We start from the raw sequence: 26,443 nt of genomic DNA, 5'->3' as shown, positions 1-26,443 counted from the left end.
TCATTCCCTAACAAGTCACCGCCCCGCCAGGGACCACGCTATTTGGCTGCCATGCCATTTGGCAGGGAGCGCTTTGCCCCTGGCTCTTGCGCTCGTTCTGTCGAGCGCCGCGTAAGGGCCCGTGCAGCGCAACTTTACTCTCGGAGAAGTCGCATGGAATTTTTAGATATCAAGGACCGACAAGTCAGTCGATGGCGTCGTCGTGTGTTGAAAGGACTCGGCGCAACTGCAGCGTTGGCGGGCTTGAGCCCAGCGTCGCTTTTTGCAGCGCAGAGCAACCGCACTGAACTGCGCGGCACCACATTCGACCTGGAGATCGGGCCGACGCCGGTCAACTTCACAGGAGCGCCGCGCATCGCAACCGCAGTTAACGGTCAAGTGCCGGCGCCGACCCTTTACTGGACGGAGGGTGACGTCGTCACCATCCGGGTCACAAACCGTTTGCCCACAGTGAGCTCCATTCACTGGCACGGCATTTTGCTGCCGGCAGACATGGATGGAGTGCCCGGGCTGAGCTTCTCAGGTATCAAACCTGGAGAAACCTTCACTTATCGCTTCGAGGTCAAGCAAAGCGGCACCTACTGGTACCACAGCCACTCAGCGTTCCAGGAGCAGTCTGGGCTCTACGGACCAATTGTCATCGTTCCGAAGTCGGGCGAGCGCGTGGCGGCAGACCGCGAGCATGTCGTCATGCTGTCCGACTGGACGGATGAGAAGCCGGAACGTGTGATGGCGAACCTGAAGAAGATGAGTGACTTCTTCAATAACAAGCAGCCCACCTTCGGCGAATTTGTCAGCGACATTAAAAGCATGGGTTTCGCCGCTGCTGTCGAAAAGCGCAAGATGTGGAATCAGATGCGCATGATGCCCACAGACTTCAGTGATGTGACGGCCAGCCGGAATATCAGCGGCGCACTTCGGTTCTTGATCAACGGCGCCACTGCGGACGGGAATTGGACCGGACTTTTCCGCCCTGGAGAGAAGGTGCGGCTACGCATAATAAATGGCGCTGCGACTACGATCTTCGATCTGCGTATTCCTGGCCTGAAGATGACGGTGGTCTCCGCCGACGGGCAGGATGTGGAGCCCGTTACGGTCGACGAGATCAGGGTTTCAGTGGCCGAGACCTACGATGTCATCGTCGAGCCTGCCGAAGACAAGGCCTATACGATTTTCGCTCAGTCGATCGGACGATCCGGCTTTGTGCGGGCCACGCTTGCGCCGCGGCTGGGGATGCAGGCAGCCGTGCCGCTAGTGGACGAGGCGCAGTGGCTGACGATGACGGACATGATGGGAGCCATGGCCATGTCGGGCATGCATGGATCCGAATCTTCCGCCGGCGGCCACGCGATGAATGGGTCCGGTCCACCGGCCGCTATGGACCACGGCCAGATGCAGCATGCAATGCCTCCGGCAAACCATGCCGGTCACGCACAGCCGGGCTCGGGCACCGCTGCGAAGAATACTGCTATGCCGAAGGTGACTCACGCACGAACAGAGTATGGTCCCGGCGTCGACATGCACGTCGACATGCCTCGCACGAACCTGGATGACCCTGGAGTCAATCTGCGAAATAACGGGCGGCGGGTGCTGACCTATGCCGACCTGCGCACTGTCGGCGGACCCGTCGACCCGCGTGAACCGACGCGCGAGATCGAACTGCATCTGACGGGCAATATGGAGCGGTTCATGTGGTCGTTCGACGGACAGAAATTCTCGGAGGCGCTACCGATCCATTTCCGGCTTGGCGAGCGGCTGCGTATCGTACTGGTCAACGACACGATGATGAATCACCCGATTCACCTGCACGGCATGTGGAGCGAGTTGGAATCGGAGAGCGGGGAGTTCCTTGTCCGCAAGCACACGATCAACGTCCAGCCGGCGCAGCGGATCACGTATCGGGTTACTGCCGATGCACCAGGGCATTGGGCATATCACTGCCACTTGCTTTATCACATGGAGGCAGGAATGTTCAGGGAGGTGGTCGTATCATGAAAAAAACACCGTTAGTTTCGCTTCAGCTGGCGCTCGCGTTATCGGCCGCCTTATCGGCACACGCCCTGGCCCAATCCAGCAGCCGGCCGTCGGCGCAATCGACACAGTCTACTGAAGGCGCGCAGCCCACGTCTGGCAAGGATATGTCGGAAATGGATCACGCAGCCATGGGTCATGCAACCCCAGCACCGCCCCCCAAGCAAACAGTGCGGAAAAAGCAAGCTCCGCCAAAGCGCGCCGACGATGCTGGACGTGGAAGCGCTGCAGCGGTGCCCCAGCCTGCTCCGGAGTCGGCCGTGCCCGCCATGGATCACGCTGCGATGGGGCACGGGGCAGCGGCCGGGCAGGCCAAGCCGGTAGCACAACCGACCCAGCCCCAGGCCCCGTCAGCCGCACAGTCGTCGTCAGCGGACCAGAGCCACGCTGGACACGTGATGTCCCAGCCGCAGCAGTCGAAGGGAACATCGCAAGCGAACCCGGGAGCGCAGAGCCAGGGCATGGGACAGATGGACCACTCGGCGATGGGGCACGCGAACGCGCCGTCGCAACCTTCGAAAGCCACCGTTCCTGTCGGTTCGATGGATCACGCCGCCATGGGGGGCGCCATGACCGGTGGTCAGGGGATGCAGATGGGCCCGATGCAAGGCGGGTCCCCCCCACCCGATGCGCGTGACCCGAACGCCTACAACGAGGGTACACGGCATGCCAATTTCGGCAATCACGAAATGAACGACAACGCCCCGTTCGGGAGGGTATTGCTTGACAAGGCGGAGTTTGCGAAAGGAGACGGAGAGCGAGGCCAGAACATCGAACTCGAAGCCTGGTACGGCAACGACTACAACAAGTTGTGGATCAAAGCCGAAGGCGAGCGGCGCGGCGGCGCGCTTGAGGAGGCCCGCACGGAGCTGCTATGGGATCGTGCTTTCGCCACGTTCTGGAGCACGCAACTTGGTGTCCGCCACGACACCGGGGAAGGAAGAAGCCGTGACTGGGTGGCCTTTGGCGTGCAAGGGCTGGCACCTTATTGGTTCGAGACCGAGGCCACGGCCTACTGGCGTTCCGGGAGCGGCATCGCGGCGCGGCTGAGCGCGAAGTATGAAGTGCTGTTCACGCCACGCCTGATCCTCGAGCCGGAACTGTCGGCGAACCTGTACAGCCGCGTCGATGAGGAGCGTGGAACGGGCTCGGGCCTGTCCGATGTCAGTGCGGGACTGCGTCTGCGCTATGAGATCACCCGCAAGTTCGCGCCTTACATCGGCGTGACATGGAGCAGGCAATTTGGCGAGACGGCTGACTTCGCGCGGCAGCGTGGCGGGAATCCGCGGATTGTCCAGGCGGTCGCCGGCGTGCGCCTGTGGTTCTAGGGAGGATGGGCCATAAACCGTCCCCCACACCGTCTAGATGTCCTGAAACCGAGACATAACCCAACTCTCAAGGAGAACATCATGCACCAGCAACACGAAACCTGTATCAAAGCTTGTAACGACTGCGCCGACGCGTGCGACATGTGCGCGTCTGCCTGCCTGCAGGAAGACGACGTCAAGATGATGGCTCGCTGCATTGCGCTCGATATCGATTGCGCGCAGCTGTGCAGGGCGGCCGCAGCGATGATGGCAAGGGGTAGCGAAGCTGCAAAAGCGGTTTGCGCCGCGTGCGCGGCGATCTGCGACATGTGCGCCGACGAGTGCGCAAAGCATCAGATGCAGCACTGCCAGGATTGTGCCGCCGCCTGCCGCCGGTGCGCCGATGAGTGCAGGCGCATGGCCGGCGCACACTGATCGTCGGTGTCGTGCTCAACCGCTGCTCAGACATAGTGGCGGAATTCCCAGGCGTTCGTCGGGCTTCCTGACGAACGCCTGCGCGTCGGTCTGGGAGGCGACTCAGCTTCTCCAGCTATTTCGCGATAAAGCCGATGTGGCGCGCAGGGAGCCTGGCCGACAGTGCCACGCCAGGCCCTTCGACCTGCTGCTGCGTTGCACGCCGCCGGGAGCTGGCCAGGACGACGATAGAAAAATAAAACGGAAAGGTATGATAATGACTCAGTTACGGAACCGAAACCTTGCTATTCATGCGGGTCTCTGGGTACTGCTATTGCTGCTTGGGGCAATCTTCATTTGGTTCGGATTTTATAACTTCGCTGCCGACGTGAAGCACTCACGGCCCGTATTTTCGCTGATCGAGACCGCACGTGAGCGTTCTGTGCTGGTTCGCGCCGCGAAAATCGGCGTGCCGCCGCTGGAGGACCGGGCAGCCATCGTCAAAGGTGCCGGCAACTATCAAGCCATGTGTGCGCAGTGCCATCTGGCTCCCGGAATGGGGCCAACCGAGCTCAGCCGTGGACTGTACCCATCACCGCCTGCGCTCGCGAAAAGCAATGTCGATCCTGCGGTGGCATTCTGGACGATCAAGCACGGCATCAAGGCGTCCGGCATGCCTGCCTGGGGCACAAGCATGGGCGACCCGGATATCTGGAATCTTGTTGCCTTCCTGAAGAAGCTTCCAGGAATGGAGGCAGCCGCTTATCGCGAACTGGTCCAAAGCAGTGCCGGCCACTCGCATGCAGGGGCCGCTGCCCCGAGCCCTGGAAACACGCCGCACAGCATGGAAGAAAGCATGCACGGGGAGCACGAAGACGCTAACCCGAAGCCGTCGGCTGCCACCGGACCCGGTCATATGCACAAGGAAGGCGAGCAGCACTGAGGCGTGTCGACACCTATCCTGGCGCAGCGGTCAGGGGCTTCGAAATAGCAAGGATGCCTTTTTGGCCGTCGCCGAAACGAGCGATGGCCTCCCGATGTTTGCTCAGTTCGCCATAGCCGATATAGCGCACGTCGAGTTCGCTGACGCGCGAAAATGCCGGACGAGCGAACTGTGCGCGTACGTCGCTCTCCCTCGCGTCGGGGGCGACCAAGAAAAATGTCGAGCCGTCGTGGTCGGGAACCCCAAGGGCAAGGTCGAGCATCCGCACGATTCCCGAATAGATACTAGTGCTGTGCTCGACCTCGAATGCCAGCGTGATCCTGTCAGTGCTCCGATCGATCCATAGCACATCAATGAGACTGACAGTGTCGGATGCGGAGCTTGTACGGATCGCTTTCGGCAATTCGCTCAGGCAGCCGTCGGCCAGCTTGCCATCACCGTAGGCGCGTCCTTTGTCATTACTTGCGATCCAGACCTGGTATCCGAGAGCCAAGCCCAGATCGCGTAACCAGCCTTGGACCTCCGTATGGGTCCGGTCTGTTTCTGCGGCAAGCTTGCGGGCGTTGGATGCCGCAGCGTTTCCTTCGTGCGCCTTCTCGAGATCGACCTTCCAGTCGAGCGAAACCCCGGTCCCGCTTCCAGGGCTATAGCGACCAGTGCCGATATCGAACATAAATCCGGCCACAGCGCCCAGATCATTGGACAGCACGTTGCGATGCGTCGCATTGAATTCGATAAGGCGCTCGCGCATGGCGAGGTACTCGGTCCAACGGCCGAGTTTAACCTTCGCGCCGAAAAATTCATTGAAACCCTTAACGATCGCAGTATTGTTGGGTGGCACAAATGTCGGGTGGAGGAAGTAGAGCAGATTGGCACAAGCGGGCCCGAGGCCTTTGATCTGGCGTGCGTCCAGCACACGCACCGCCTCGACGAGCTCGGCTTCACTCTGGCAGCAAAGGCACGTGTCCAGGAAGCGTCCAAAGGCGAGCTGGTTGTTCCGGTCTTCGTAAATATCCGGAATACGCAATTTCGGTTTCCAGAGGAAGGCATGATCTGCGCCTTTGAATATCTGACGCTGCTCCGCGATGGAGTGCACTACTGTTTCAAGCGAAGAACCCCGGTATGCGACGCCAAATACACCATCACGAATCTCGCGGACCACTTCCTGCAACCCCCGCCGAATCGAGCGGAAGTTCTTCAACCTTTGATCCCATAGAAACCACGAGCGGTAGGTCCCTTCGGGATCTGCCTTCCACTGCTCGATCAGCGATCGCTGCTGTTGCGTGGCGGGCATCGTCAATAGGTCCATCTGTGTCCTCAAGAGTTGGAAGAAGTGCGCAATTATTGTAGCTTGGAAAGTGACTGAGAAACGGATAAGCGGCGCTGACTCCCAACCAAAATCCGGCCCATCGCAGTGATGCGCAAAGTGGGCATATAGCTCAGCACCAACAAGTACCTCATGAGTGCCAGAACGGCAGAAAATTGGCGGCCCTGCCGGCCGCCAACGGCAGCAAAAAACTTCAAATCTATTGCTGCGTGAAGGACTTACTTGGCTTTGCGAGAGGACCAGTGAATGTGAACGATCGCCCAGTCGCCAGCCTTTTTTTCGAGGACGGCCGTTTCGGTACCGAAGACATGCAACGGCTTGCCACGCGATGTACCCGTCGTTTCGGTCTCGGCCCAGACCACGGCGGTGTTACCGTCGACACGTTCCGACTGCTTGAGAACCTTGCGCGTAGCGGTCTTCGCGAACTCCATATCGCCGCCCAGGTGGTGGCCGGCATATTCGTCGCGCGAGCGCTCGACGTATCCTGCTTCGTAGATGGCGATCTCCGGCGACAGGAGCGAAAGGGCCTTGTCCTTGTCGCCGGTGGTGAGTGCGTGGTGGAAAGCGGCAACGGCGTCTGTCGGCGATGCGGCAGAGCCGCTTGCGTGCACGCCAAGCAGCGCGGTAGCGAGGGCGGCAAGTGCCAGGGATTTTTTGAACATGTTTTCTCCTTCTAATTGGTTTTTGTTCAGGACGCCATCGGTGGCGACGTCGAGGTCAGGATGGCCGCGGCAAGGAGCACAGCGATCAGGAGAATCGCCTCAACCTGGAGGATGCGCGCAAAACGGCCGCTTGCTTCGCGTGCCGCATCGCTCGTCTGAGTCAGCGCCCGCAGCAGAGATGGCATGACAACGAACCGGTTGATGCCGCCAAGCGCTGCTGCGGCCAGAACGAGACCGACCTTGATGATCAGGGTCGTCCCGTACGGGTTGCCGAGCAGATTTTCAGGAACCTCCAGCACGCGCCACGTGCTGATCGCCCCTGTCACGAAAATGCCGACCAGAGCGACGGTTGCGCTGCCTGAAAGCGCCTCGATGTAAGCCGCGCAATCGGAGCGGCTCTCGGCGGTATTCGCGGGCAGCTGCCGCAAGCTGATCAGGCCCGCGACGATCACTTCGCCTACCCAGATGCTGATCAAGACCAGGTGCACCCAGTCGACGGCGACGGACCAGGTGAAGTCGCCGCCGGCGCCGGCGTGGCTGGCCATGCTGCGGCTGTAGAGGAGCACGCCGATTGCTACGATGCGGACGACGGATGCCGGCAAGCGCGACTGGATGCGCAGTGGCGTAGCCGAGACCACTGCCGTCGCGAGGAGCGCAACCGCACCGATCAGCCAGGCCAATCCGAAGTGCGTGCCGGTGAGGACGGATCGCACCGCAGGCAGCGCCTCGGGCAAGGGAACCTCGGCCATCGATGCCGCTTCGACCCACAGGATGGCCAGGTAGGCCAGGATCGCCGTGCCGCTGGCTGTCAGCAGCGCGGTGCACAACCGCGGAAGGGCGGAGGCCGCCCATGGCGACGCCCTGGTGCGCAGCCAGAACATCGCTGCGCTGGTGCCGACGAGTACGACGAGCGACAGGTTCAGGATCACTGTAACGGCGCGCTGGGCCAGAACGAGATCCGCCTCCACTTATTTCACCCGGAACGAAAATTCGCCCTTGACCTTATGGCCATCGCGCGTAACCGTGGTCCACTGCACACGATAGACTCCGGCGTGCAAGCCTGGCGTGGTGGCGATCAGGGCTTTGGCGTCGGCCGGATCCGCGGCCACCTTCGCTGCCTCGACCACTGCGCCTTTCTCGTCGACCAGCTTGACCTTGCTGAAGGGCAGTTCGAGGGGCTCGTTAAATCGCAGGCGCACTTGCGCTGGTGCCGGGCTGACGACGCTGTCGGCCGCGGGTTGCGAGCCCAACAGCTTGGCATGGGCCAGCGCAGCAGGGGCAGCAACGGTGGCGATAGCCGCACCTGCGGCGACAAGCAGATTCTTGATGCTCATATGATTTCTCCTTGTTGCCCCGCCTGTGCCAGCGCGGGGACGTGATGGACGGACAAGCGCTTGATTACTGTGCTTTTTCCAGCTGGACGATGGTCACGGCACCGTTGGCGCGGTCGGCAGCGAACCTGACCTTGTCACCGACCTTGACCTGCGTGAGCATTGCCGGATCCTTGACTCGCAGGACCATCGTCATCGCGGGCATGTTGAGGTTCTTGATTTCACCGTGACGGAGCGTGATTTTCTCGGCATCCTGGTCGATCTTTTTTACTTCGCCCTCGATCAGCTCGGCCGGCGCGGATGCTGCATGGCCGGCGTGGGCGCCATGCGAGCCGTGTCCGGCGTGGGTGCTTTCCTGGGCCAGGGCTACCGTGCTTGCGGCGGCCATCACGATGGACAGGGTCAGTTTCGAGAATGCGTTCATTGGGGTTCCTCCAGTTAGGGGTGGTCAGTTGTAGTGCTTGAAAACAGCAGTCTTGCCATTGGCCTGCACCAGCAGGACGTCGTACGGATCCTTGCGCGGGCCTTCCATGCCGGGCGAGCCGAGCGGCATGGCGGGCACGGCCAATCCCTTAGCCTTGGGTTTTTGTGCGAGCAGCCGCTTGATGTCGGCCGCGGGCACATGGCCTTCGATCGCGTAGCCCTGGATCATCGCGGTGTGGCAGGACCCGAGCGCGTTGGGAATGCCGCCACGTTCGCGGTAGTCCGACGGATTGGCAACGTTCGCCACGCGGGGCGTGAAGCCATTGGCCTTCAGGTGGTCGACCCAGGCCGCGCAGCAGCCGCAGGATTCGTTTTTGTAGACGTCGATCACCGGGGCGGCTGCGATTGCCAGTACTGGCACGGACAGGGCGGCGGCGAGGGCTGCGCCCGAAACGAGTCTATTGATCATCGTGTGCTTCTCCTTCTCTGGTGTCAGTGGTGGCCCTGGTGGCCCTGGGGTTTACGGACTGTCACTTCGACCTCCGGCCGCTTCGCTGCAGGCATCGCCTGGCCGCCTGCCTGTTGGCTGCGAACGGCGGTGGGGGCCTCGCCCTTCCATTCGTAGGCAACAGTGCCGACCGGGTGCTTGTACCAACCCGGGTTGCTGTAGTCGCCGCGCTTCTGGTCCTTGCGTACTTTCAGCACGGTGAACATGCCGCCCATCTCGACGCCGCCGAAGGGGCCCTGTCCGGTCATCATCGGCAGCGTGTTGTCCGGAATCGGCATTTCCATTTCGCCCATCGAGCCGCCTTTCTCGCCCATCACCATGTAGTCGGGGACGAGCTTGGTGATCTTCTCGGCCACACCGCGGTGGTCGACACCGATCATGTTCGGCACGTCGTGTCCCATCGCGTTCATCGTGTGGTGCGACTTGTGGCAGTGGAAGGCCCAGTCGCCCGGCTCGTCGGCGATGAACTCGATCGCGCGCATCTGGCCGACCGCGACGTCGGTCGTCACCTCGGGCCAGCGCGACTCCGGCCGGGTCCAGCCGCCGTCGGTGCCGGTGACCTCGAACTCGTGGCCGTGCAGGTGGATCGGGTGGTTCGTCATCGTCAGGTTGCCGGCGCGGATGCGCACGCGGTCGCCCTGGCGCACGTTCATCGAGTCGACGCCCGGGAAGGCGCGGCTGTTGATCGTCCAGAGATTGAAGTCGGTCATCTCGTTGACCCGCGGCGTGTAGCTGCCCGGCTCGATGTCATAGGCGTTCAACAGGAACACGAAGTCGCGGTCCACCGCATGCTGCGCCGGGTTCTTCGGGTGCGTGACCCAGAAGCCCATCATGCCCATCGCCATCTGCACCATCTCGTCCGCATGCGGGTGGTACATGAAGGTGCCGGGGCGGCGGGCGACGAACTCGTACACAAAGGTCTTGCCGGGCTGGATGCCCGGCTGGTTCAGGCCGGTGACGCCGTCCATGCCGTTCGGCAGGCGCTGGCCGTGCCAGTGGATGCTGGTTTGCTCGGGCAGGCGGTTGGTGACGAAAATGCGCACGCGGTCGCCCTCGACCACCTCAATTGTCGGCCCCGGGCTCTGGCCGTTGTAGCCCCACAAGTTCGCCTTCATGCCCGGTGCGATCTCGCGCACGACCGGCTCGGCGATCAGGTGGAACTCCTTGACCCCGTTGTTCATGCGCCAGGGAAGCGACCAGCCGTTCAGGGTGACGACCGGATTGTAGGGTCGACCATTTGGTGGCGGAGGCGGCGGCTGGGTGGCCGCGCTGGTCATGACGGGCGCTTCGGGCAGCGTGGCGGCGCCGGCTCGGCTCACCAGACCGGCGCCGACCAGCGCTGCGGCACCGGTGAAAAAATTTCGACGAGAACTCATTATTTATTCAATCCTTGATTAATGTTCGGCGGCCGCCTCGGGAGCGGCGGCGCCAGCCAGGCTGAGCGTCGAGCCGCCGGAACCATTGATGGCGGCCTGCAGGTCGGTGTCGGCCATCCAGTAGTCGCGCTGCGCTTCGATGGCTGCATTCACCCCGTTGATTTGTGCCCGGGCGTCGGCGAGCAGCTCGAATACGCTCATGAGCATGCCGTTGTAACGCAGCAGGGTCTCTTCCGAGATCTTTTTCCGGAGCGGCACGATCTCGTCCCGGTAGTGCCGGGCCACGTCGTAGCTCGTGCGGTAGGCCGAATAGGCTTCGCGCACCTGGGAGCGGGCCGTAATGGCGGTATCGGCCGTGCGCTGGACGGCTTGCATGTAGAGCGCCTCAGCCTTTGCCGTGCGCGCGCCGCCCCAGTCAAAGAGCGGCAACGCAAGCTCGATCTCGTAGCCGTTCTCGCGCGGAGAGCCGGATTTGCTCGAGTTGACGTAGCCGGCGTCGAGCACGTTGACGAAGCGCGTCGCCTTCGTCAGGCCAAGGGCGCGCGCCGTCGCGTGGGCGTTCAGTTTGGCCAGCTGAACATCCAGGCGCTGCTGCATCGCAAGCGCCTCGATGTTCGCCGGTTCGCGCGGCGCACCCGGCAGTTCGGGCAGCCGGTCGGGGAGCTGGAAGGCGGCGTTCGTGCCCCATACGCCCAACAGCCGGGTCAGCTGCTCGCGTGCCGCGGTGGCGTTGTGGCGTGCACGGGCGAGCTGGGCGGTCGCCTCGGCGGAGAAGGCCTGCTCGCGCGCCTGGTCCAGCGCACTCAGGTTACCTACCTTGGCCATGCGCGTCGCGAGCTCGGCGCTCGCCTGCGCGGCCTCGCGCACCTGCTCCGCATACTTCGCCGACTGCGCAGCCGCCACTGCATTGAACCAGGCCTTGCGCGTATCAGCGGCCAGGCGTACAGCGTCGGTCGCCGCAACCAGCTTGGCGCCTTCGAAACGGCGCGACTCGATATCGCGGCGTAGTGGGATGGTGAGCAAGCCTACGAGATCGAACATGACGCTGCGTTCGATCTCGGTCTCCCCGCCGCCGGACATCCGGCCGAAGCTGAAGGACGGGTTGGCCATGCGGCCTGCCTGCACGAGGTCCGCTTCGGCTACGCCCAGCTCCAGCAAGGATGCGCGCAAACCCTGGTTGTTGAGTAAGGCCACGCGCACGGCGCCGTCGGCGGACAACGGCTGTTTCAACAGTTCAGCCAGTTCAGGCTGCGCGGTGGCATCGCTACTCGCCGGGCGCTGCAGGCGAATATCCTGGCCGATGCGCTCGGTGGTCATCGATGAAACGGCGTCCAGGCCACCGTCCTTGGAGAAGGTCGCGCAGCCGCTCAGCGTAAGGGCGATGGCGGCGATCGCGACCGTGCGCAGGGCCGGCGCAATTTGTTTCGTTGTCATTATTCGATCTCGCCTCAGTGATGCTTGTGGTGTTCGGTGGACGCCGCCGCGGGCTCGGTACGGCGCGGCGCCTCAGCGGCGGCGGGAGCAGGCGATTGGTGACCCGTATGCGCACTCTGGCCGCCCACGGCATCGTTGGCGGCGCGCCAGGACTTGTCGGGTGACGGCGCGCCGTCTTTCATGGCCGGCGTATAGCCGCTCATGGCCGAAGCGTAAGCGGTGGCCGGCACGGGGACGGATGGATCGGCCGGGTCGGGCGTACGGGAGTTCTGCTGGGCCTGTGCTCCAAGCGCAGCAGCGAGCAGGGTGCCAAAGGCAACCCACAGCTTGAGTTTCATTGTCAATCCTCAAAATCGGTAACAGGGTGCGCAGGCGCGCACCGGAGCTCAGGACAGACCGTCGCGGCAATCTGGCGCCAGCGGGTGTCCTGGTCGATCAGGCGGATTTATTGCCGGGGAGGGCGTTGGAGGCCGTCGGGAATGAAACCGGCTACGAAATCGGCGCGAGGCACGATCACCGGCTCGGACCCGTCAAAAGCGGGAAGGGGAAGGGAAAATGAGGGAGGCGCAGCCGCTCCTGCACACAATGCCGAGCATGCGCTGCACGATGAGTGGCCGGACTTTTTCGCCTCAGCATGATGTCCATCGTCGCCGGAAACCGCAGTCGCTTTTGCTGCCGCGTGCCCGCCGTGGTGGGCATGCGCGTCATCCAGCGTCAGGTGTGACGCATGGTCGGCCATGGCAACTACTTTCGCTGGCTGATTGGCTGGCACGCACGACATGCTGGCGGCAGCGGCGACCGCGTGGAGCGGAAGCACGGCCATCAGGAGCCAAACCAGAAATGTCGTGAGCGTACGGTTCATAGATTGGATGAGTATAGCATCCCTTTTTCTGTTTCGAACAGCTTTAAGCCTGGCCAAAGTGAGGCAGCGGACCGGTATGTCGGCCTGCATGTCGTCTCAACGTGTGGTACCGCACAGCAGGGACGGGCCGACTGGGACGATGATCGGGCCAGGACGCGTGGCGCAACTGCTGCGCGGAATCTTGACAACGAAGAGGAGTTGAAAATGAAAAAGATCCAGTCACGAATCGTCTGTGCAGCCCGGCAGCCTCATGCTCGTATTCGGCGTTGCGGGAAATACGCTCGCGCAAAATAGCCACGCGCAGCACGGTAGTGCTCCTGCCGCCGGGGCGCAACAACATGCCGGTGGCGGCCACGACATGATGAAGACCATGGACGAGATGCACCAGAAAATGTCGTCCATGCCCATGACTGGCGACCACGATCATGATTTTGCGATGATGATGCGCTCGCACCACCAGGCCGGTATCGACATGGCCCGCGCTGAGCTCGAGAAGGGCAAGGACGCGAAACTCAAGCAGATGGCCAAGAAGATCGTTTCCGATCAGACCAAGGAAATCAAGAAGCTCGACGATTGGCTGGCCAAGCATCAGGCATCTGGAAAATAAGCAATTCGTCCCGGCAGCGCGGCAGGTCAGCTGCGCTGCATTCCCAGCTCCCGAAACGTACGAGCACCGATTTCCAGCCGGTATCGTGCACGCCATCTTCCCCAGTACTGTTAGAGTTTTTGCATGGCTGCGCTACGCACACTGGTGATGTATTTGCTTTGTCTGATGGTTGGGTACCACGGGTACGCCAACGCAGCAGTCACCTGCTCCATGCTTGACGTCGGACACCACTCCCAGACAGAAGCATGCGCCGAGATGGGCGATGCCCAGGCGTCCGATGGTGACGAATGCTGCTGTGCGTCGACTGCTCAATGCTGCGCAAAGTTCATGGTTCCGTTCGCCCCGCTGCCGGCCGTGACGGACTTGGCATCACCGGCCCCTGAGCTTCAGGACTGGACCAAGCCGATTACAAGTTTCTCCTCGCATACCCCTGCTGTTCCCGATCCCCCTCCGCGGCCCTGAGCGACAGCGCCGTCGCCTGCCTGAAATGGACCATGCATAACCCGGCGGCGCGCCACCACGCCATGACCTCGACAACACACGGCTGACGTGCTTTGGTACGCCGGCGCGAACGTGTTCGTCCAAGAAAACTCACAATCAATGGGGGGTTACATGAAGCGCAACCATTTTCTTCCTGGTGCGGCAGTCATTGCCGCGCTTGTTCTACCGATAGCCACGCCGGCGTATGCCGACATTATTCTCGTCTACGACCGGGCGGCGTTCGGTGCCGCGACGACCACGTCCGGCACCGACGACTTTGAGGACCTCGAGGCGAGCCAGATCGAAGGCGAGCTGCAGCGCACGGCAGGCTCCTACAGTTACCGCGTCACTGCAGGCCCGAGCGATGCCGGCTTCTATCCGGCGACATTTAACGGCGACACCTTCCTGACGTCGACGGTGGCAAGCGATGCGCTCACTTTTCGCGGATTTGCGCCGAATGTCTTCGCCTTTGGGGGCAGCTTCTTTGCAACCGACGCCTACGGTGCGTTCGTGCCCGGCCGCACCATCGAGCTTACAGCCGCCAGCGGCGCCGATAGGATCGCTTACACCCTCGACGGCTCGGCCCTGAGCGCGTTCTTCGGATTCATTTCGACCACGGCGCTCACCGAAATCACACTGCGTACGATCAGCGAGCAAGGCAACGTCTACTGGGCGACGGCAAACAATGTCGTCCTGGCGACCCGTGACAGTGTCGTGCCAGTCCCCGAACCATCCTCCCACGCGATCCTGCTGACAGGTTTGGCTGCAGCAGCGTTTGCGCGCCGGGCGCGGCGGTACCGCGCATGAGCAAGACCCGATAGACCACTTCACCACTATCAAGGAGCATGACATGAAAGCACAGACCCTGAAACTGAACCGTCTTTCCTTTACGGCACAATCGCGTGCACTGGCTCGCCGCGCCGCGCTCGGCCTGGGAATCCTTGCCGCCTCGGCCGGCGCGGCACATGCGGATGGCCCTGGCAGGGGCAACACCGCCCAGTTCGAGAAGAACTACCTCGTCTTCATCGTCAACCACCATTACTCGGCGCTTCGCATAACAGAGCTCGCTGCAGGCACGGATCCGATGCGCGATCCGCAGGTCGTCGCGCCGCAGGAAGGGACATCGGCCACACCGGGCTTTGGGGCAACGCCGGCGAAGGCGAGCGACGACGAGATCAGGTCGATGGCCCGGATGGGCAACCGAGAGCAGCGCGAAGAAATCGGCCGCGCGCTGCGCATGCTCAGGGAGTGGTACGGTATCCAATACCAGCCCCAGCTTACGCCGGACGGGCGGCGCATGATCGCCATGCTCGAGGCTACCCCGGCAGGAGCTCAATTCAATCAGGTATTCCTGCGCACGTTCAGCAATCACCATCTGAGCGCCCTTGCGCCCAGCCTGCATTGCACGGTCAAGAGCGATCTCAACCATGACGGCTTGCAGCGCTACTGCGAAAACATCGTGATTGTCCAGAAGAACGGCATCAACGATATGCGCGAGATGTTGTGCAAGAAATATTCGGATTGCGGCTTCATTCCGATGACGGGTGACAAGCGGAAGGACTACGAGTTCTAAGCGACCGTCCTTTCGTTGATGACTTTCCAGCGCCGCCGCATCGCCAAGCCGTGCGGCGGAAATGAAGGTCTGGCGAAAACGGCCGACGATCGCCGCTCATGGCGCTTGACCTTCCGATGATGGGAAGGTTTACAGTACCTACAGACTTATCAAACAGGAGGTACGCTATGCATACGCTGAAGGTGGAAAAGATGTCATGCGGTGGTTGCGCCGCCCGGGTTACCCGTGCCGTGCAGGCACTGGACCCCGAGGCAAAAGTCGAGGTATTGCTCAAAGACCGCCTGGTTCAGGTGGAAAGTGGGGAATCGGCGGATGCAATCGCAGAAGCCGTCACCGCTGCCGGATATCCGGCGAGTCAAGCCCCGCGGTCCTGAGCAAGAATGTGTGCCGAAGAAATCCCGGCACACACAGACTTCGCGGTAGAAGCAAGTTTCGATGTACGAGACCAGGAAAGATTCCAATATGAACGACCTGTCGCATCACGATCACGAGGGGCACGAACATCATCACGACCATGGCTCAGGGCACGGCGCCCACCATGGGGACGGGGGCGGCGAGAAGCCATTCACCGACCCGGTCTGCGGCATGAAAGTCGGAGCCGATCCAGCCAAAGAAATCCGGTACGAAGAGGCGACCTATCACTTCTGCAGCACGAAGTGCATGGACAAGTTCCGGGCGGCGCCCCAGCAGTACATCGGCGGCGCCAAGCCCGAGCCGGCGCCTGCCGCACCGGAAGGTACGATCTATACCTGCCCGATGCACCCCGAAGTCCAGCAGCCGCAGCCCGGCAACTGTCCGATCTGCGGCATGGCGCTCGAGCCTATGCTGCCGTCGCTGGATGAAGAAGAAAACCCGGAGCTGGTGGATTTCAGGCGCCGTTTCTGGTGGACCCTGCCGTTGACAGTTATCGTGACGGTGCTTGCGATGGCCGGACACCGAATCTTCCAGGCTGGCCTGCCGGGACAGAGCTGGATCGAGCTCGTCCTGAGTACGCCGGTCGTGCTGTGGGCCGGGTGGCCGTTCTTCGCTCGGGGCGTGCAGTCGCTGCGCAATCGCAGCCCCAACATGTGGACGCTGATCGGGCTCGGTGTCGCCGCAGCCTACGGCTACAGCGTGGTCGCGACCGTGGCGCCGGGGCTCTTTCCGCGTACTTTTCTCATGCACGGGCGAATCGGGGTCTACTACGAGGCGGCCGCGGTCATCATTTCACTGACCCTGCTGGGCCAGATTCTGGAGCTGCGTGCGCGCTCCCAGACATCTGCGGCGATCAAATCTCTGCTTGGCCTGGCGCCGAAGACGGCGCGCCGCATTAATGCCGACGGCAGCGAAGAAGACATTCCACTGACCCATGTCCACGTCGGGGACGCGCTGCGCGTGCGTCCCGGGGAAAAGGTCCCTGTCGACGGCGTCGTCCTTGAAGGCGAAAGCGCAGTCGATGAATCCATGCTGACCGGCGAGCCGCTGCCCGTTACCAAGCGACCAGGCGACAAGGCGATCGGCGCCACCATCAATACCAGCGGTAGCCTGGTCATCCGCTCGGAAAAGGTGGGGGCGCAGACGATGCTGTCGCAAATCGTCCAGATGGTGGCGCAGGCACAGCGCTCACGTGCGCCAATGCAGCGCCTGGCGGACGTGGTTGCCGGCTACTTCGTGACGATCGTGGTGGCCATCGCCGTGCTGACGCTGCTTGGCTGGGGTTTTTTCGGGCCGGAACCGAGCTGGGTATACGGCTTCGTCAACGCGGTCTCCGTGCTGATCATCGCCTGTCCATGCGCACTCGGGTTGGCGACGCCAATGTCGATCATGGCAGCGACTGGCCGTGGGGCCACGCAGGGCATCCTGTTCCGTGATGCGGCCGCCATCGAGGGCCTGCGCAAAGTCGATACGCTGATCGTCGACAAGACCGGCACGCTCACCGAAGGCAAGCCCGCGTTTCACTCCGCTGCCGCAGCCCCGGGCGTGAACGAGCAGGAAGTTCTGCGGATTGCCGCCAGCATCGACCAGGGCAGCGAACACCCGCTGGCCCACGCGATCGTCACCGAGGCGCGCAACCGCGGACTGGCTCTGGCAAAGCCGGAGACCTTCGAGTCCTCCAGCGGCATCGGCGTGCGCGGAGTGGTCGAAGGTAAGCATATCGCCTTGGGCAACACCGCGCTCATGGATATCGAAAAGGTCGCATGGCAACCGCTCGCAGACCAGGCGGAAAGCTTGCGTCTCGAAGGCGCAAGCGTCATGTACCTGGCGGCGGACCGCCAGCTCCTTGGACTTGTCGCCGTATCCGATCCGGTCAAGCAGACTACCCCGGAAGCGCTGGCTACATTGAAGGAGGCCGGGATCACGGTCGTGATGGCGACCGGCGACGGCCTTACTACCGCGAAATCGGTGGGCACAAGGCTCGGCATCGCGGAAGTCTATGGCGAGGTCAAGCCGCAGGACAAGCTGGCATTGGTGGAACGCCTGCAGCGGCAGGGCAAGACGGTCGCGATGGCCGGCGACGGCATCAACGACGCCCCGGCGCTGGCCAAGGCCAATGTCGGCATCGCGATGGGGACGGGCACCGACGTCGCCATCAACTCCGCGCACGTCACGCTGGTGAAGGGCGACCTGCGCGGCATCGCGCGGGCGCGCCTGCTGTCGCTACAGACGGTACGCAACATGCGGCAGAACCTGGCCTTCGCATTTGTCTATAACGCGCTCGGGATTCCCCTGGCTGCTGGATTGCTGTATCCGTTTACCGGCCGCCTACTGTCGCCGATGATTGCGGCGCTGGCGATGAGCCTGAGTTCGGTTTCCGTTATCACCAACGCGCTTCGTCTGCGTGGAACAGCGAAGTAACAGGAATCGCGGAGGAGGAGGGAAGATAGGCGTTTAGTGCCGCAGTACAAGGACATGCATCGCGGCATCGCGTTTTTGGGTGCTTGGCTCTGCCAAAGGCCTGCAGCTTGGGACGGCGCAGAATATCAACATCGGTTGGGTTATATCGTCACTCCGAACCTGTTTACTAAGGAGCGGCGACCATGCCGAAAATCACGATCTTGAAGAAGACAAATCTGCAGGAAGACAACTGGCACTCGGTGTTGATCTCACTGTTCAGGGGATTGGCGGCGCTGGTGGTGGCCTGGGCGCACCTGCGTGCCGCGACGTTTCCTGCCTTCGGCGACGTGACGAATCCGTCCTTGCTGTTCCAGGGGCTGGCGTTCAGCTCGGGTTTCGCCTACCTAGCCGTGATGGTGTTCTTCGTCCTCAGTGGCTGGCTCGTCGGCGGAAGTTTCCTCAACAAGATGAACTTGGATCGCGCGTTGCAGCATTACACGGTCGATCGGCTCTCGCGCCTGTGGTTGGTGCTTGTGCCGACCTTCCTGGTCGCGCTGCTTGCCGGCGCCGTGATCGGAGCGATCGATCCGGCCCGTGTCTCATTTTCGGCAGACGATCCGTATTCGGTGACCGCCTTCATCGGCAACATGTTCGGGCTGCAGACCATCCTCGTCCCCTCGTTCGGCGGGAACTTCCCCTTGTGGAGCCTGGCCAACGAGACCTGGTACTACATACTGTTCCCGTTGCTCGTGCTAGTGTTGCGCGGCAGGTCGATCGCGTGGCGGATCGGGGCGCTGCTGGCCATCGGTGCCATCATCCAGCTAATCACGCCTGCCATCGTCCTGTACTTCTCGATCTGGCTGATCGGCACCGCCTTTTCGCGTGTGAAGATCGAGGTGGGGCCAGTCCTGCGCTGGGCATTGCTAATCATCATCGTCGGCACCGCCGTCCTCATCCGCCTCAAGGGCAAGAACGAGATATCTACGGAAAGCTATCCCCAGTTTCTGGTGTTTAGCTTGCTCTTCGCGCTGTTCCTGTCCAGCACGCAATTCAAGCGCCTACCTTCGCCCATGCTGGATCGGCTGGACCGCACCGGGCGATTCTTTTCCAGTTTCTCCTTTACCTTGTATGTGCTGCACGTGCCGCTGATTTTCGTGATGGTGTACCTGATGCCGTCGCTGCTCGGTACCAGCCAGCTCTCGCCCCACATCCTGTCCCATTACCTCATCTTCGTGGGGATGTTCCTGGTGCTCGTGGTCGGCGGCTACTACGTCCATCTGCCGTTCGAGGCCAATACGTGGCGCGTGCGCCGATGGGTGAGGTGGCACCTATTCACGCGGGTCGACACGGTTCGGACTTGATGGCAGGGCGGCCGGGGGGGAGGGATTGAAGCGCTCGCATCGGTGCGCCTACTTGGATTAACCAGTGGGGTGTTACCAAGATTGCTGGAGCTTAGCTCGGTGGCGCGCTGTCGTAGCAGTCACGCACGTTGTACCATTCTTGAGGAATGTCGGAGAAGGTAACGGTCATCGCAGCTAGTTCTTCTGCTGAGACGGACCTAGGTGTTTGCTTCAGAGGGGAGCTGAACTCGACGGCAAACCATGCCAGGGACTGGAACTCGAGCGCAATGCGACCGAACAGGCTTTCGGAAATCCGAAACACTCCTTTCATGAGGCCAGCTGGGTCGTGGCAAATCTGGATCGCGGACATCCCGTCAAGCAGCATGGTTGCGTGAATGCCTTGTTGTGCGAACAGCGTCTTGAGCTGAGCGAGATCGATCAGCACCAGAATAAAAATCTCCTCCCGCAAAAAGCGAAGTAAATGCAAAGAAGTCAGCGAAAGCGTGAAGGGATAGTAATGCAGCCAGGTTTCGTCGGGTACGAGCCGGACGGCCAGCGTCGTTGGCGTGAACACGTGCGACAGTTCGGCGAATCGCTCCGTCTTTCGGCTTGCGATGTAGTGAAGACCTGGTTCGGGAGACGCGATGGCAAGCCCGGTTTGTAAGGCCTCGGCAATGCAGGCATTGGCCACCTCCTGGAACCTGACTTCAGAGTTCAGCAGAGCAACCCGCTCGACGCTTGGTATGCCCCTGAATACTGCCGCGCCGTCGTTGGCGTAGAAGTCGGTGATCGCACGAAGGTTCTCGGCCTGTCGAATGGTACGGGCATTCTGGTTGGTCGAAGACTTGATTTCGAGGGGTAGGGGATCTGGGCCGGCGAGTGCGCACAGGTCGCCGTGACGCACGATATTCGTCAAGTCAGCCATTACGACGGGGACGTTCATGCGGATCCCCATTTTCAGATACTTGTACTCCTGCCGAAAGCCCGGCTTCAGGCGCCCATTTACGGTGAGGAAGCCGGCATCTTCCTTGACCTGATATTGCGCGTCGTAGTACAGGTGCTTCAGGCTGTATTTGTCTTGGTACGTGAACGCGATGCCATCGCCGAAGCAACGCCAGAGGAACATCAAGTGACGCTGCTCGGCGACGGCCCGCTCGCCCCGCGCGATATCGTCCTTGATCGACTTCGCCTGGTCTCTCGTCGGGCGTGGAACTGCAGACAGCCGCTTCTTTCGAGCGGCACCCAGTGCCTTCAGCCGCCGTACCCTGCCTTCCGCCGCAGTAATGCGGCGGATCAGGAACCGCTGCAGCTCGAGGACCAAGTCGAGGCGCTCCTTGTCCTCGTAAATCGTGTGCAGCAAGAGTGTCGCCTGCGTGAGCCTCCAGGTGTAACTTTCCAACATCTTTAGAAATCCTTCTATTGCACGGCGACGAACGGCGGCTTGGCGAGCGAGTCCTTTGACTGCACGAGGACTAGGCAGCGCGACTTTGCGCGGGTCGTCGCGTTGTAGAGGAGCCGTCGTTTGTGTTCCGCATCCCCCTTGACTGCGGCGGGCCACAGTACAATGACATTGTCGAACTCCCTGTTTTTCGCGCCGTGAACAGTCATTGCCCGAAAGCCCCGTGCGTTGTCAAAGGCGAACCGGCGCCGGTTGGCGAACGACTGGCGGATCACGAATTCCAGTTCCTGCGCCGCGAACAGGTGGCGTCCCTTTGCGCGGCGCTGCCGGTCCAGGTAGTCGGCCACGTCGCTGAGGATGCGGCCGTCGCCGGCATTGCCGATCATGGCCTTCGCCTCGATCGCCGACAGGTCCCGGTCGAGCTTAAGCTGCTCCAGGTACTCGGTCTGCATTTTGTCTTCCGAACGTTCCCAGGGAATCGTATAGGGGCCATTGTTCTGCTTCGTAGTGCGTTCGGCGACCCAATCGACGACCGCGGTAGCGAACTGCCCGCCCGAAGGCGTGATCACAGCGACGCTCTTGTGGCGTGCATACCAGCCGAGCTCGTTGGCGAGAAAGGTCCCGGCCAGCGCCGTATTGAATGCGGATTTGATCGCAAACACGCCTGCCGAGAGCGGAGCCGCTCCCGCGCGCAGCGCCGCCGCTGCTGCAAGCAGGGCCGGAACGGTCGTGCGTCGAGGCAGCTTAAGCTCGATTTTCTGGTCTGCCTGCGCAAGCCAGGCAGCGGCGGGGCTCGGTCGCAAAGCCTCGTCGAGGCACTGGAACTCGTCGGCGGCGACGAACATGCAGACGTGGGGAGCGAGTGCGCCCAGGATAGCGAGCCGATCCTGGTTCAGGTCCTGGGCCTCGTCGAGAAGAATGACCGGAAAGGACCTGGCGACCCAGCCGGCAACGCCGTCTTGCCCCAACAGGACTGCTGCAGCGGCGCAGATGCCGGCGTAGTCGCCGACGGCGGGAGCGCGGATGCCGAGTGCGCCCAGCAGTGACTGCCAACGGTGCGCGATACGCCAGGCGAAGCTGTCGATCGTCGCGGATTCGTATGCGCGACCCGGTATCGCAGCGGACGCCAGCCGCTCGTCAAGGCGGCGCCGCGATCCGTGCATGAAGGTCAGGGCCAGAACCTTCTGCCCATCGCTTAGCGGGTGCTCGTGAAGGTGCTCCTTCAACCGGGCCATCAGCTGATGGGTTTTCCCGCAGCCAGCAGCGCCGGTAAAAGCGTGAATGCTCATGGCCGGAACACCCAGGTGCCGCCGGCGTCGCGTACGAAGCGGCCTGTCTCGATATCGGCGCAAGCGCAGGCTATAGCGTTGAACAATTCGACCGCGCGGTTCCGGCAGGCCGGAATATTGACGATGGCGTCAGCGACCATCTCATAAGCGACGATATCCATCTTGCGCACCTTGAGCCGCGCCACGACATCGGCTACGCTGGCCGGCACGTTTCCGCCGATGTCGGCCAGCAGCGGAACACATCCCGCCTCGTCGGCAGAAAGAATCCATCCGACTGCATCTTCGACCATTGCGCCGTCGTTCCAACGAATGACCGACGGCGGAGGCGAGGGTAGCGCCTGCAGCCCGGCGATATAACGCAATCCGTCCTGGTCACCGTCGACCAGGCAACATGCGCGCGGATGCACCGGGTACAGGATCTGATAGGTTTCCACCACCTTTGCATCCTCGGTTGGCAAGATACCGACCTCAAGGCCGAACGGTCGGTCCATGTCCGCAACCCATCCCTCTGTGAGCAGAAGCGGGCGCAGGATCGTACGCAATAGGTGGTAGTCTGCTTTCCCCTCCGGAATCAAGAGGGCGGGGTGCATCATCGCCGACAGTACCTCGGCGCGATTTTGCTGGTAAAACTTGCGCTTCCAGTTAGGGGCGTCGCCGGCGAGGGGGGCTGCCAGGAATGGGCTGACGCTCAAGAGGCCGTCCTGATTCTGCAGCACCAGCACCTCGGTCGGATCGGCCAACGCGGCGACCGTAGGCGAATGGGTAGTGATGAACGTCTGCGTGGAGAGTCCCTGTATTCGGTGCACCAGCTGCAGTTGGGTTGCCGGTGACAAGTGCAGTTCAGGATGCTCGAGCGCCATAGCAAATCCCTCGCCCTGTTCGGCTCGAGTCCGCCCAAGCTCAAGCAACAGAAGAATACCCTGCAGTGACACAAGCCCCGCGCCATGGCGGCCTGCTGGTATGGCAACGCCTCTTGTCGTGAAATGCGCGGAAACGGCATCGAGTACGGAACGGCTGTCGGTGCCGGTAATGCGCAGCTGAACCTCTGGCGCACCTGGAATGCAACGTGCGAGCTCGGCATTGACGCGCTGGAGCAGGGGAGCGATACGCGCATCGGATTCGATAGGGTGGCCAGGTACGCGCAGCCGGTCGCGCTCGGCCAGGATCGCATCCGCAGGCTGGGCGGCGGCAACATCGACCGCGCGCCTAAATAACTCGCTGCCCCAGGACAATGTCTTGTCCCATGCTCGGTTCGACCGCACCACGAACAGTCCCAGCTGCTGAATAAGCCTGTTGGGCACGGTGACAGGCGCATCCTCGGCGAATGGATCGATTTGATGATCGTGATCGTGGAAATATCGAGCGATGTCAACCGAAAGCGTATCGCGGTCGAAGTATGCCTGGCACCCAATTTGGCAGCACAGCCGCCACGCGGGATCGGTTCGTACCGGGTGTACGAGCCCGGTGTTTTCGTCGAACCACTTCGGTATCGCGCGGCCATCCCTGAACCAATCGATATTTTGCTCGGGATCATCGCCAGGATATCCCGTGATGGTCGCGACGAGCTCGATGCGGTCTTGTGGCTGAGGGTCCGACCCGTAGAAGTCATGTTCGGTCAGCTCGCGCACTAGCCGGTCCCGTCCGAACAGCAAGGTCAAGGCCTCGATGATCGTGCTCTTGCCGAAGTTGCTTCCACCGACGAGCATCGAGTGCTTGCGGAAAAAGATGAAGCCCTCGCGAATCCCGCGGAAATTCTTGATCTTGAGGGTGACGATGTGCATGGCGACGTCGGTTGACAAGAAGCAATCACTTTACTCCATCCAAAGACGAAGTGAAAGGTATGGCAACACGACGCTATTTGACATTATAAGAATAATGTCATATTTCCGGAGTGGGGCGTCATATTCCGTACGTATTACGTAGTAATATTCACTACGAAGGAGGCTGCCATGCTTGAGCACAACGATCTGGATGCTGCATTACAAGTGGATGTCGAAAAGCTGCGGGCAGAGTATCCCCGGACACTCGACCTCTATAGAGAGGTGTGCGTCGTCATGTTTTTTCGGTATGGCATCACGCCAACCGCAAATAAGCTGTATCAGCTAGTCCGTAAAGGCAGCATGTCGGCCCCGACCGAGGCGTTGCGCGCTTTCTGGGCCGACCTACGCCGGTCTGGCAAGGTGAAGGTCGGCCAACCCGACCTGCCTGACAATCTGGCACAGGCTGCCGGCGATCTCGTATCGAAGCTCTGGAACTCGGCTCAGGCCGCGGCGAACAGGTCTCTCGAAGAGTTTCGGCTAACTGCAGGCCAAGAACGTGATGCGGCACTCCAGGAAAAACGAACGGTTCAGGACCTGCTCGAGAATGCGAATCGAGATCTGCAGGTACTAGTCGACAAGCTAGAGGCTGCCTCTCGCGAAAACGCGACTTTGCGTGAACAAGCGGCCGTTAGCGCAGCGACAGCTGCCGAGATGAACGCCAAGCTTACTGATGCTCGCCAAGCCGCCTCAGAGGCGGACCGGCGGCTCGAGGTCATCCGAACCGAACATGCCGCCGAGATCGAGAGAGTCACGGCACGGATTACCCAGGCCGAGGAGCGCTACAGGGCGTCAGAACAACGTGCCCTGGTCGAAATCGATCGAGAACGTACCGCCGTGTCCAAACTAGAAAAGGCTCTCGAGTCAGAGCGGACCGTATCCGCAGCATCGCTGCAAAGACTTCAGTCGGAGTTGACGCATATGCAGATCGAGGCGGCAAAACAGGCAAGAGACTTTGCTGCCCTCGAAGAAGAGTTGAAAAACGCCTTCGAAGAGAGAGGCATCGCCCGAGACAAGGCAGCGCAGTTGCAAGCCATGACGTCAGACTTAACAGGCCAGATCGTAGCCGAGCGGGCCCGCGTGGAGGTGCTTCGAGAACAGCTCCACCGTCGCGCACCCATGCAGACGCGCGTGGCGAAACAAGGTCAACGCGGCAAGACTCTCACCGCACGCCGCTCTAAGACAAAGCCCGCTGAGTGATCACGGGGGAGGACGACAGAAGGTATGGAACTGCAAGCCGCCTTGTTCGCCTGCTTTTCAGAAGGCCAGGCCTGTGGGCCGTCCTAAAATCGACGGATTTTGCGTCACAAAACTGGCCATTTAGCTCTGAGTCAGCGTTATTATATGGTTAAGGTCAAGCAGCACAGGAATCCGCTTCATTTAATCTTCTGAGAGGGAAGGCTATGGCTATTTCGAAGGGTAACAACGGCTGCGGCGCTGCCCAGCCATACTCGTCAGAACCTGGAGCGGGCTCGACAATTCGTCCGGTCGATTTTGATAGTCATCCTGTCGTTCGTCGCACTTACAACTGTTCTACGATACAGTTGGAGGAATTAGCTCGCCGTGTCGCCTCGTGGATTAACGCAGGCGTACAACAAGCGGTCATATTCGCACCAGCAGGCACTGGCAAGACCCAGGGCATCCGGTTCCTGAACATACATCTCTCAACGCAATTCCCAGAAGTCGGATTTGTTGAAATGCCGGCTGGCTCTGTCCTCGGCGCACATGGACGAGACCGCTCCTTCCTTGAAAAACACGTCATGGAGCTTGTGCTGAGGACGGGGCAGCGCTCCGTGGTTCTCTGGATAGATGACTCACAGTTGCTGGATCCGCCTGCGGAAAACAGTTTGCGCCGGCTGCAAGACCAGCTCAAGGGATCGGGGATTCGGCTACTCACGGTACTGCTTGGTCACCCGCGAGTACGAATCCTGAACCAAAAGTGGGTTCCATACGCCAGCGACTCCCCCGCGTTCGTTCCAAGCGTACCAAAGGAAGAGTTCGAGCTACACGGCATACGGTCGGCAACCGAACTCGAACACTGCCTCAAGACTTTCGATAACGACTGCTTTCCGAGTGATAGCGGCTGGTCTTATACCCGGTTTTCCCTACCCAGAGCTTATCTGAACGGCTTGCGCCTGGCGGCACACGCAGGTGACCTCTGGCAGGTGTTCGTCGACGCTGACCGCGCGACTGGTATGGACACGACGACAGAGGTACCAATGTTGTATTTTGCCCGGACAATCGAATATGCCCTGATAGAAGGCTCTACTCGGGATGGCGAAAACATGTCCATGGATCGAGAATTTTGGGAAAGGGCTGTGCTGCAGTCCGGTTGGGTTGAAGGACAGGGGCTGCGAAATTTGACACGCGCCTCCTGTCGCGCAGAGGCACTTTGCTAGAGGCGGCAATTTTTAAGTCGGGGCTCAAAAATCGACGCCCTGCGAACTCGACATTAGGTTTTATATTGTCGAGTTCGGCATTTTCCAAACTTTATTCGGCGTCGGAG

24 protein-coding genes are annotated in these 26,443 nt (G+C 61.3%); 12 read left to right on the top strand and 12 right to left on the bottom strand.

Annotated features, from left to right (window positions below):
- The first annotated feature begins 153 nt into the window (after positions 1 to 153).
- The 4 genes from ACWYRN_RS21480 to ACWYRN_RS21465 all read left to right on the top strand — a co-directional run bounded on the left by ACWYRN_RS21480 (position 154) and on the right by ACWYRN_RS21465 (position 4,695).
- Positions 154 to 1,995 carry a copper resistance system multicopper oxidase gene (locus ACWYRN_RS21480; protein ID WP_290423393.1) on the top strand — a complete coding sequence of 614 codons (1,842 nt, stop codon included), beginning with the start codon at positions 154 to 156 and terminating at the stop codon, positions 1,993 to 1,995.
- A 434-nt stretch (positions 1,996 to 2,429) separates the two neighbouring features.
- Entirely contained in the window at positions 2,430 to 3,359 is a 930-nt protein-coding gene (locus ACWYRN_RS21475; RefSeq protein WP_290423392.1) for a copper resistance protein B, read from the top strand.
- 81 nt (positions 3,360 to 3,440) lie between these two features.
- Positions 3,441 to 3,773: a four-helix bundle copper-binding protein gene (locus tag ACWYRN_RS21470; RefSeq protein ID WP_290423391.1), complete on the top strand. Its 333-nt coding sequence runs from the start codon at positions 3,441 to 3,443 to the stop codon at positions 3,771 to 3,773.
- Positions 3,774 to 4,029: 256 nt separating this feature from the next.
- Positions 4,030 to 4,695, top strand: coding sequence for a c-type cytochrome (locus ACWYRN_RS21465; RefSeq protein ID WP_313178605.1), 666 nt, complete (start codon positions 4,030 to 4,032; stop codon positions 4,693 to 4,695).
- Between the two features lie 13 nt (positions 4,696 to 4,708).
- Here the strand turns inward: ACWYRN_RS21465 and ACWYRN_RS21460 are convergent, their stop codons facing one another.
- The 9 genes from ACWYRN_RS21460 to ACWYRN_RS21420 form a co-directional block, all read right to left on the bottom strand.
- Complete coding sequence (locus ACWYRN_RS21460) at positions 4,709 to 6,004, bottom strand: type II restriction endonuclease (RefSeq protein WP_290423389.1); 1,296 nt, start codon at positions 6,002 to 6,004, stop codon at positions 4,709 to 4,711.
- Positions 6,005 to 6,240: 236 nt separating this feature from the next.
- Positions 6,241 to 6,684: a YybH family protein gene (locus ACWYRN_RS21455; RefSeq protein WP_488689755.1), complete on the bottom strand. Its 444-nt coding sequence runs from the start codon at positions 6,682 to 6,684 to the stop codon at positions 6,241 to 6,243.
- Between the two features lie 26 nt (positions 6,685 to 6,710).
- Positions 6,711 to 7,652, bottom strand: a complete 942-nt coding sequence (locus ACWYRN_RS21450; RefSeq protein WP_313176843.1) for a copper resistance D family protein — start codon at positions 7,650 to 7,652, stop codon at positions 6,711 to 6,713.
- On the bottom strand, positions 7,653 to 8,018 hold the full coding sequence (gene copC, locus ACWYRN_RS21445) for a copper homeostasis periplasmic binding protein CopC (RefSeq protein ID WP_290423386.1): 366 nt from the start codon (positions 8,016 to 8,018) through the stop codon (positions 7,653 to 7,655).
- A 64-nt stretch (positions 8,019 to 8,082) separates the two neighbouring features.
- The gene (locus ACWYRN_RS21440) at positions 8,083 to 8,439 is read right to left on the bottom strand and encodes a copper-binding protein (RefSeq protein ID WP_488689753.1); all 357 of its coding nucleotides are present in this window, start codon (positions 8,437 to 8,439) and stop codon (positions 8,083 to 8,085) included.
- A 24-nt stretch (positions 8,440 to 8,463) separates the two neighbouring features.
- Complete coding sequence (locus ACWYRN_RS21435) at positions 8,464 to 8,907, bottom strand: DUF411 domain-containing protein (protein ID WP_488689752.1); 444 nt, start codon at positions 8,905 to 8,907, stop codon at positions 8,464 to 8,466.
- A 23-nt stretch (positions 8,908 to 8,930) separates the two neighbouring features.
- A complete protein-coding gene (locus ACWYRN_RS21430; protein WP_488689751.1) occupies positions 8,931 to 10,322 on the bottom strand; it encodes a multicopper oxidase family protein in 1,392 nt (463 codons plus the stop codon).
- Positions 10,323 to 10,340: 18 nt separating this feature from the next.
- Complete coding sequence (locus ACWYRN_RS21425) at positions 10,341 to 11,756, bottom strand: TolC family protein (RefSeq protein WP_488689750.1); 1,416 nt, start codon at positions 11,754 to 11,756, stop codon at positions 10,341 to 10,343.
- Positions 11,757 to 11,770: 14 nt separating this feature from the next.
- The gene (locus ACWYRN_RS21420) at positions 11,771 to 12,094 is read right to left on the bottom strand and encodes a hypothetical protein (protein WP_290423381.1); all 324 of its coding nucleotides are present in this window, start codon (positions 12,092 to 12,094) and stop codon (positions 11,771 to 11,773) included.
- Between the two features lie 774 nt (positions 12,095 to 12,868).
- On the opposite strand from ACWYRN_RS21420, the gene ACWYRN_RS21415 reads away from it, so the two are divergent.
- The 6 genes from ACWYRN_RS21415 (at position 12,869) to ACWYRN_RS21390 (ending at position 19,453) form a co-directional block, all read left to right on the top strand.
- On the top strand, positions 12,869 to 13,225 hold the full coding sequence (locus ACWYRN_RS21415) for a DUF305 domain-containing protein (protein WP_488689749.1): 357 nt from the start codon (positions 12,869 to 12,871) through the stop codon (positions 13,223 to 13,225).
- 612 nt (positions 13,226 to 13,837) lie between these two features.
- Positions 13,838 to 14,512 (top strand): PEP-CTERM sorting domain-containing protein, encoded by a 675-nt coding sequence (locus ACWYRN_RS21410; protein ID WP_488689748.1) that lies wholly within the window; start codon positions 13,838 to 13,840, stop codon positions 14,510 to 14,512.
- Between the two features lie 43 nt (positions 14,513 to 14,555).
- A complete protein-coding gene (locus ACWYRN_RS21405; RefSeq protein ID WP_488689747.1) occupies positions 14,556 to 15,278 on the top strand; it encodes a DUF305 domain-containing protein in 723 nt (240 codons plus the stop codon).
- A gap of 167 nt (positions 15,279 to 15,445) precedes the next feature.
- Positions 15,446 to 15,652, top strand: a complete 207-nt coding sequence (locus tag ACWYRN_RS21400; protein ID WP_290423376.1) for a heavy-metal-associated domain-containing protein — start codon at positions 15,446 to 15,448, stop codon at positions 15,650 to 15,652.
- Positions 15,653 to 15,740: 88 nt separating this feature from the next.
- The gene (locus ACWYRN_RS21395; protein ID WP_488689745.1) at positions 15,741 to 18,113 is read left to right on the top strand and encodes a heavy metal translocating P-type ATPase; all 2,373 of its coding nucleotides are present in this window, start codon (positions 15,741 to 15,743) and stop codon (positions 18,111 to 18,113) included.
- A 182-nt stretch (positions 18,114 to 18,295) separates the two neighbouring features.
- Positions 18,296 to 19,453: an acyltransferase family protein gene (locus ACWYRN_RS21390; protein ID WP_290423374.1), complete on the top strand. Its 1,158-nt coding sequence runs from the start codon at positions 18,296 to 18,298 to the stop codon at positions 19,451 to 19,453.
- 91 nt (positions 19,454 to 19,544) lie between these two features.
- Here ACWYRN_RS21390 and ACWYRN_RS21385 read toward each other — a convergent pair whose 3' ends face one another.
- Genes ACWYRN_RS21385 through ACWYRN_RS21375 form a run of 3 tightly spaced genes read right to left on the bottom strand, consistent with a single transcriptional unit; the run spans position 19,545 to position 23,901 of the window.
- Positions 19,545 to 20,792 (bottom strand): hypothetical protein, encoded by a 1,248-nt coding sequence (locus ACWYRN_RS21385; protein WP_488689744.1) that lies wholly within the window; start codon positions 20,790 to 20,792, stop codon positions 19,545 to 19,547.
- 56 nt (positions 20,793 to 20,848) lie between these two features.
- Complete coding sequence (locus ACWYRN_RS21380) at positions 20,849 to 22,120, bottom strand: ATP-binding domain-containing protein (protein ID WP_313176839.1); 1,272 nt, start codon at positions 22,118 to 22,120, stop codon at positions 20,849 to 20,851.
- Entirely contained in the window at positions 22,117 to 23,901 is a 1,785-nt protein-coding gene (locus tag ACWYRN_RS21375) for an ATP-dependent nuclease (protein WP_488689743.1), read from the bottom strand. The genes ACWYRN_RS21380 and ACWYRN_RS21375 overlap by 4 nt, the downstream gene beginning before the upstream one ends.
- A gap of 168 nt (positions 23,902 to 24,069) precedes the next feature.
- Here ACWYRN_RS21375 and ACWYRN_RS21370 point away from each other — a divergent pair, with 168 nt between their 5' ends.
- Together ACWYRN_RS21370 and ACWYRN_RS21365 are read left to right on the top strand one after the other, a co-directional pair.
- Positions 24,070 to 25,137 carry a DNA-binding protein gene (locus ACWYRN_RS21370; protein WP_290423370.1) on the top strand — a complete coding sequence of 356 codons (1,068 nt, stop codon included), beginning with the start codon at positions 24,070 to 24,072 and terminating at the stop codon, positions 25,135 to 25,137.
- A gap of 203 nt (positions 25,138 to 25,340) precedes the next feature.
- Positions 25,341 to 26,336 (top strand): ATP-binding protein, encoded by a 996-nt coding sequence (locus ACWYRN_RS21365; protein ID WP_290423369.1) that lies wholly within the window; start codon positions 25,341 to 25,343, stop codon positions 26,334 to 26,336.
- Positions 26,337 to 26,443 lie beyond the last annotated feature (107 nt).

The sequence above is a fragment of the Massilia sp. BAP21 genome, from assembly GCF_057801335.1.
This window is presented reverse-complemented; position numbering and strand designations above follow the sequence as displayed.